The sequence below is a fragment of the Chryseosolibacter indicum genome, assembly GCF_018598585.1.
Taxonomy (GTDB): domain Bacteria; phylum Bacteroidota; class Bacteroidia; order Cytophagales; family Cyclobacteriaceae; genus Chryseosolibacter; species Chryseosolibacter indicus.
This window is the reverse complement of record NZ_JAHESD010000067.1, coordinates 23,037-30,206: the sequence shown is the minus strand read 5'-3', so window position 1 is coordinate 30,206 and position 7,170 is coordinate 23,037. Positions and strand designations below refer to the sequence as shown.

The following is a 7,170-nucleotide window of genomic DNA, read 5'->3' as shown; positions in this document are numbered from 1 at the left end:
GCTATATTTAATCGTTTTAAAACTTGTTCATTAACGATCAGTTCAGTGGCACCATCGGCTGTTGAGGGACGTGCGATGAAATTTCCTCCGGCTATCAGTTTGTGTTCATGAACAGCCAGATAATTTTCGTCAACATGGTTAATGAGAACCAGTGCTGAATCGTGTGAATCCTTGTACTTCATAAATCCACCCAAGGCATTACCAACGCTGCTGATGATCAGTGACTTCGATACCGCAGTCACTTCGGGCACTGCATTCAGTTCCGCCATCAACACATCAGGGTTATTCCCCTGCATATTGATGTTCAAAATGTTTTCAGTATTGAATCCCAGGTCAAAGGAAAGGATGTTCTTATACTGCACGTAACCGACCGTGGTGGTGGTGATAAAGATTAATGTTACTGTATATTGAATGACCACCAGCGTGCGCCGGAGCGTTAGCTGTTTAAATACTTTCACTGACAATACATTTTTGAGGGCATGGATTGCACTTACTTTCGAAAAGAACAGGGCAGGAATTAACCCGGCAATTGTACCAACAATCACCGAAAAAGCGATGAACGTCGTGACCATAGATGGTGTAATTTCCAGTTTCACCATCTGCTGCATCTCCGGGGCCATGCCGATGACTTGTGGTCGCAATACGAGAAACATAAAGTATGAAAGGAAAAGAGCGCCCAGGGAGATCATAATCGCCTCAACCAAAAACTGTTGCTGAACATGGAGCTTACCTGCCCCTATCGCTTTGCGGAGTCCTACTTCTTTAAATCGATGCATGGCACGTGCCATGGAAAGATTGGTGTAATTAAAACAAGCCGACAATATCACAACGAGCGCTAGCCCGAATAGAATCCAGATCACTACCGGTGATGCATGAGGACCTGAAGACGGAGGACCTCCCTCGGAGCGATGGAAGGGTTCTCCCACTACCACTCTACTTAGAGGAAGAAGCTCGAGTTCGATCTCAATGTCTTCTGCTGCACGGTTCTCCTGCCTCGCAATAGTGTCTAGTTGTGACTGAACGATTGCCACATCTGCATTTTCCTGAAGCAGAAGATAGACGTAGTTTGAAGACATACTTTTCCATTCTTCAAAACGCGCGTCGTGTTTATTAAGTTGTTCTGCTGTCGACAGTGAGACCAACGCCTCAAACTGGAGGTGGGAAAAGAATGGGATATCTTTCATGATACCTGTTACCTGGTAATCCAGCGTATCGAACTTAATTGCTTTGCCTAGCGCATCTTCATTTCCAAATAACTTGCTGGCGGCAGACTCCGTAAGAACGATCGAGTAAGGCGCTTGCAGTGCGGTAGCAAGGTTACCCTTCAGCATCGGGAATGTAAAGATTCTGAATAGGGAGGGTTCTGCCCATAAACCTTTAATCGGAATAACTTGATCTCCCAGGATCGCGTCATCAGAAAAATCATTTCTCAAAATAGTTACCTCTTCTACGCCAGCGACCTTCTCACGGATCAGCTTTCCTGTTTTAATGGACGTGGTTGCAAATTTGCCTTTACCGCGAGGAGTATCAACTACGTTAGTGATGCGATAGATCCGATCGCCCTTCTCGTTAAACTTATCGTACGACAACAGGTCGTGCATGAAAGCAATCAGCAACAGCCCAACCGACATGCTGATGGCAAGACCAACAATATTAATTGTTGTGAACAGCTTGTTTCGCTTCATACTGCGAAATGATGTTTTAATGTAGCTCCCAATCATGATTTGATATGAATAATTCATAAAAAGATTGATAAAGAACTTCTGAATAAAAAGAACCTTGCTGAATGCCAGCGTTTGAACTTTGACTCCCGGTTTTTTGCTTCTGAAAAGTGATGGCTTTGTCAACTTAAAACCACACGATTCTAATTGTAAATAACCTGGCACAAGCCCAAAGGATCACTTACTTTAAAAGTCGGAGTGCCCTGAACGCCCTGCATTTTTAATAATACTGCTCTCTGCCCGGCTACATTGTCACTGATGATTTGAATAAGGTTTGAGCGTCCATCATAGACAGATATAGTAACAGGTTGTGTTGTCCCATCATTTGAAATTTGAACAAGGTACCTGTCTTCAGTAAGTTTCGTTACATGCGCACGAATAGGAGCTGGTTGCCTGAAGGACAAAGCCTTCTTCAAAACTTCGCCGCCATTATCTATAATCACATGATATTCGCCTTCATGCAAGTTAGCAAGCACAACAGGCATCTTAAAGTTACTGGTATTTCGGACAGTACAGGTTGACAACTGATTACCATATTTATCGACAATGATGACGTTCACTGTTTTTTCTTCAGGCGCGGAATAAAGGATCTCGAAGCTTGAAGGTGATTTTTCAACAACTGCCACCATAGTCTGTGCTTTTGCTTCAATCGCTGTGTTAAAAGTAGTAAGTGTGATGAATAGTAAAGGGAATGTTTTCATTTTGCGCTTGTGTTTGTTTGCTTGATCTAACGCAAATGAGAGGTCAACAAACAGCTTAATTTCCCGAGTACCCGATTGAGTAAGCTGAATGACGTATTTCAAGACATGAAGCAAATTGGATGTGCAGTGCAATCAAATTCCGGAGTGGCTTGAAACATATGTCGGGCAGTATTGCGTGCCCCTTTTCTTTTTGAACAACAACACAATTTGGATGGGCATGGTCGAACGCATGAAGGGACAATTAGGATTTCGAACGCCCCACGTGCCTTTCAATCTTTTCCCAACCACACTTTGAAGTCTGATGCTCTGTCAATACTCACAGCAACCTCCTGCTTTGTCTTTGGCGATAAGTCGAGTTTGAGCTTGCCTGCGCTGATGGCGTGCACCATTTGAATCGCGTTCAGTGATACAACAAACTGCCTGCTTATTCGAAAGAACTGTTTCGGATCGAGAACCTGTATCAGCTTATCAAGACTGTAATCGACAGGAAGGGTTGTACCATCGCTGGTAACGAGTAAAACAGTTTTTTCTTCGAGATAAAAGTAAGCAATGTTTTCTGTCTTAATTGATCGGATCTTCGTCCCGACAGTAATCATAAACCTATCCTTGAACTGGGGATTATTCTGCTGACTTAACTGATGGATTATGGACTTGATATCAACGGGTGCAACCCTATTGTTGAGTCGAAGGACCTTAAATTTATCCATCGCTGCAACAAGTTCTTCATAATTGATCGGCTTCAGCAGGTAGTCAATGCTGTTGACCTTAAATGCCTTCACCATATATCCATCAAAGGCCGTGGTAAAAATGATAGGCGTCTTTAAGTCCAATCTACTGACTATTTGAAAACTATCGCCATCTTCCAAATGGATGTCCATAAAGATGAGATCAACAACTACCGTCCCATTGGTTTTAAACCATGCTACTGCCTCCGATACAGAAGCGATTTCAGCCAATACGTGAATTGACGGATCGTACTTTTTCACCAGCAAAATCAAACGCTGTGCTGTTAACCGCTCATCTTCTATTACGACTACATTCATAGCAGCGGAATTTTTACAGTGAACAATCCGGCAACCTCATTAATCAGCACAGGACGTTTACTCAGAAGCTGATAACGGTTTTTTATATTAGACAAACCAATCCCTGTTGAGGTAACACTTTCCGTCTCACTTCTCGGCCTTACTGCGTTTGTAACAACCAGGTAAAGTTCATCTATAGCGATTCCAACAATTAAAGGTTCTTTTTCTGACATGCGATTATGCTTCACGCAATTCTCGATGAGCATTTGCAGGGTTAACGGCGCAATACAATATTTCTCCGCCTGGTTATCGTCAACGAATATCTTCACATCAAACTTGTTTTCAAACCTGATCTTCAGCAGAAATGCATAAGAAGCCAGAAAGTCCAGCTCCGTTTTTAACGAAACGGTATCGTTGTCCTTCTGTTCCAGGATGTAGCGGTAGGCTTTGGAAAGCTGATCGATAAATTTTTCTGAGAGGTTCGCATCTACATGCACAAGCGATGACAGGATACTAAGGCTGTTAAAAAGAAAGTGCGGACTCACCTGGCTCTTCAAAGCCTCAAACTGGGCTATGGCATTCTCTTTCATCAACTCTTGTGTCTGAATTTCCATTTGGCGTATCTTAGAATTCGACTTACGATTCAGGATCAGATAGAATATAGAAATAGAGATGACAAAAGTAAGCGCATAATTTGTTCGACCCACTGCATTCCACAACAACATTCGTGGTCTTAGACCAAAATCCTGAACTTCTCTCCGGCTCATAGACTCTGTTACCATGAGCCATATTCTCGAACTGATTTTGAAGAGAAATTGTGATAATATTACGGCTATCACAGCAACAACAATGGACAATATAATTGTCTGGATTTTTAGTTCAAGTGCATGTGGACCGATCCAATTTTCCAGGCCATCGACAAGGCGGTCAATAGCGATGATCAGCAGCGCATAAAATACGAAATGTACAACGGCAGGCAGCGCAAGAAAACGGATGTTCTTCAGATGCTCGAAGGGAATGTTGGCTGCAATTGTAATTGGATAATAGATGCAAAGCACAGTGAGGGCCAGATAGATTGCCCTGCTAAAACTTATCTTAGCCTGCCTTAAGTCATCCATGAATTGGCAAGGTACAGCAAGCAGTCATTTGGTGCACCTCTATTGGAAGTAAAAGTTTCTGAATAGTGAAATTTCTTTGCTCAATGCCGTTTTTTCGTCTTTGAATCACTTCCGAAATGTATGAAGGAACAACATCTTGAACGAAGTAAACGCCCGTCGCGAATATTTAAAAAAGTCTTACCCTATTTTAACCCTTGAGGAGTTTACTATTATTATCATCACAGCCTTTTTGTAATGATAATGAATAGCAAGGCAGTCGTTTATTGATTACTATTACGGGCTTTTGAGAAAAAAAACTTATTACTACCCCGAAGCTTGCTTCAAAGTTCAGCGCATTCCTTTCAGCATTAATCAACTGGCTGCAACAACGCCTACCTTTCGTTTTGACTACAACAAACATCGTATTGAATACGTCCATGTTTCGCAATCAGACCAATTTTGTGATTGATCAAACAAAAAATAAAATGAAAGTATTTGTAACAGGCGCATCAGGCTTTATAGGCTCAGCTGTAGTTAAGACATTAATTGAGGCGAGGCACCAGGTAATCGGGCTCGCCCGCAACGAGGAATCTGCAAACAAGATCAAAGAGATGGGTGCAGCTGTGCTCATGGGGAATCTTGAAAATTTAGATAGTTTAAAAGAAGGAGCTCTATTAGCAGATGCAATTATTCATACTGCATTTATCCATGACTTTACGCAGTATGCGAGAGCAAATGAAGTTGAAAAAGCTGCCATTGATGTAATGGGCGAAGCACTCAGAGGTACAAGCAAACCAATGGTCGTAGCTGCTGGAATTTTGGGACTCCCGGCCATTGATGGAATTACTACCGAAGAGAGTATTGCAACAAACGCAGCACGCAGTTCGGAAGGGACAGCGTTGAAGTGGGCACAAGAAGGTATTAATACATCAATAGTTCGTTTACCTCCATCCGTTCACGATAAGGGCGACAAGGGCTTTATCCCATTTATTATTCAGCAGGCGCTCAGGAATAAGATTTCCGCTTATCCAGGAAATGGTGAAAACCGCTGGCCTGCGGTACATCGTCTCGATGCTGCAAAAGTTTTCCAGTTAGCAATGGAGAAGTCAGCGCGTGGCGCCCTGTATAACGCAGTGGGTGACAATGGTATTGAATTGAAGATAATTGCCGGTTTGATCGGTGAGAAATTAAACCTACCCGTAGGCTCTGTGTCAGGCGAGGAACTTAATAAGCATTTCGATTGGATGAGTAGGTTTATAGCATTCGACTGCCTGGCGTCGTCATTGAAAACCCAGGAACAATTAGGTTGGAAACCAATGCATTTGGATTTATTGGAAGACATGCGCAAAAATTATTTTTAAGGTTATAATTTGGTCGAAAGATTTATGTCAGCAATAAAACCTTTGCGAATAAAAACTATCAGTGAGTATCACAAGCTCCGTGGCTTGCCTGCTCCGGAGCATCCACTGATCAGCTTAGTCGACTATTCAAAAATTAAAAGATCAGATATTGATGATGAACCTTCGCTGATATTTGATTTCTATCTTATCTCCATCAAAAGGGGAATAGAAGGAAAAATGTATTACGGACAGCAGTCCTATGATTTTGATCAGGGTGTCATGTTTTTTATGGCACCCAATCAACTATTAAAAATCGAAAACAACCGGCGTGCAAGAAAGAAGCTCACGGGTTGGATGTTGCTTATTCATCCGGATTTTTTTTGGAGAACATCACTCGCCAAATCGATCAGGCAATATGAATTCTTTGATTATTCAGTAAACGAAGCTTTGTTTCTATCCGAAAAGGAAGAGAAAACCATGGACGAGATAGCACAAAAGATCAAACATGAGTATCAACTAAACATTGACAAGTTCAGCGAGCAGATTATCATTTCTCAAATTGAAGTGCTGTTGAATTACGCCGGAAGGTTCTACCATCGCCAGTTCATTACAAGAAAAAAATCGAATCACAATATTCTTGAACGTCTTGAAAAACTGCTGACTGAATATTTCGATAATGAAGATTTGATACGCGAGGGGCTGCCTACCGTCCAATTTATTTCAGACAACCTGAACGTTTCACCCGTCTATCTTCGAAGCTTACTCAAAGCTTTAACCGGCCAGAACACGCAACAACATATACACGAAAAGCTTATTAACAAGGCTAAGGAGAAGCTCTCTACAACGGATTTATCGATCAGTGAAATCGCCTATCAGTTGGGTTTTGAACATCCGCAGTCATTCAGCAAATTCTTTAAAACCAAAACCAATCAATCGCCCGTGGAATTCAGGCAGTCGTTTAATTGAGAATTAACGCGATGAGTCCTGATAAAAAGGAAGACAGTTTCAAGCAAGCGCTCAAAACTTATAACGAAGATTTTTGTCGATTGCACCAACCACGCATGAGTCTTGATACCGAACTTGATATTTATATTACCAGGGATCATTTGACGATGTCGTCTGTGATCCCTGATTAATTTGTAGAAAGACGTTGTTGCGCACGACAGCGATGAGTCTGTCAGGGGAAGGGTAGATTGCCTCCTAAACCTTACCTTTTTCCGTTCAATCTGACAAGGAAATAATTGAAGCAAATATTTTTTAAATTATTTCTTCTGAAAATAAGAAACATA

The 7,170-nt window shown here is 41.9% G+C and carries 6 protein-coding genes; 2 read left to right on the top strand and 4 right to left on the bottom strand.

The genetic code is table 11. The features are described from left to right. The 4 genes from KK060_RS20890 to KK060_RS20875 all read right to left on the bottom strand — a co-directional run. The coding region (locus KK060_RS20890; RefSeq protein WP_254155912.1) for an ABC transporter permease at positions 1-1,685 on the bottom strand (1,685 nt) is incomplete at its 3' end. A 179-nt stretch (positions 1,686-1,864) separates the two neighbouring features. After that, positions 1,865-2,422 carry a hypothetical protein gene (locus KK060_RS20885; RefSeq protein WP_254155910.1) on the bottom strand — a complete coding sequence of 186 codons (558 nt, stop codon included), beginning with the start codon at positions 2,420-2,422 and terminating at the stop codon, positions 1,865-1,867. 269 nt (positions 2,423-2,691) lie between these two features. After that, complete coding sequence (locus KK060_RS20880; protein WP_254155908.1) at positions 2,692-3,465, bottom strand: LytR/AlgR family response regulator transcription factor; 774 nt, start codon at positions 3,463-3,465, stop codon at positions 2,692-2,694. Then, positions 3,462-4,562, bottom strand: a complete 1,101-nt coding sequence (locus KK060_RS20875) for a sensor histidine kinase (RefSeq protein WP_254155906.1) — start codon at positions 4,560-4,562, stop codon at positions 3,462-3,464. Before KK060_RS20875 ends, KK060_RS20880 begins: the two co-directional genes overlap by 4 nt. 464 nt (positions 4,563-5,026) lie before the next feature. On the opposite strand from KK060_RS20875, the gene KK060_RS20870 reads away from it, so the two are divergent. Further along, complete coding sequence (locus KK060_RS20870; RefSeq protein ID WP_254155904.1) at positions 5,027-5,902, top strand: SDR family oxidoreductase; 876 nt, start codon at positions 5,027-5,029, stop codon at positions 5,900-5,902. A 24-nt stretch (positions 5,903-5,926) separates the two neighbouring features. Continuing rightward, positions 5,927-6,847, top strand: a complete 921-nt coding sequence (locus KK060_RS20865) for a helix-turn-helix domain-containing protein (RefSeq protein ID WP_254155902.1) — start codon at positions 5,927-5,929, stop codon at positions 6,845-6,847. Positions 6,848-7,170: the final 323 nt, after the last annotated feature.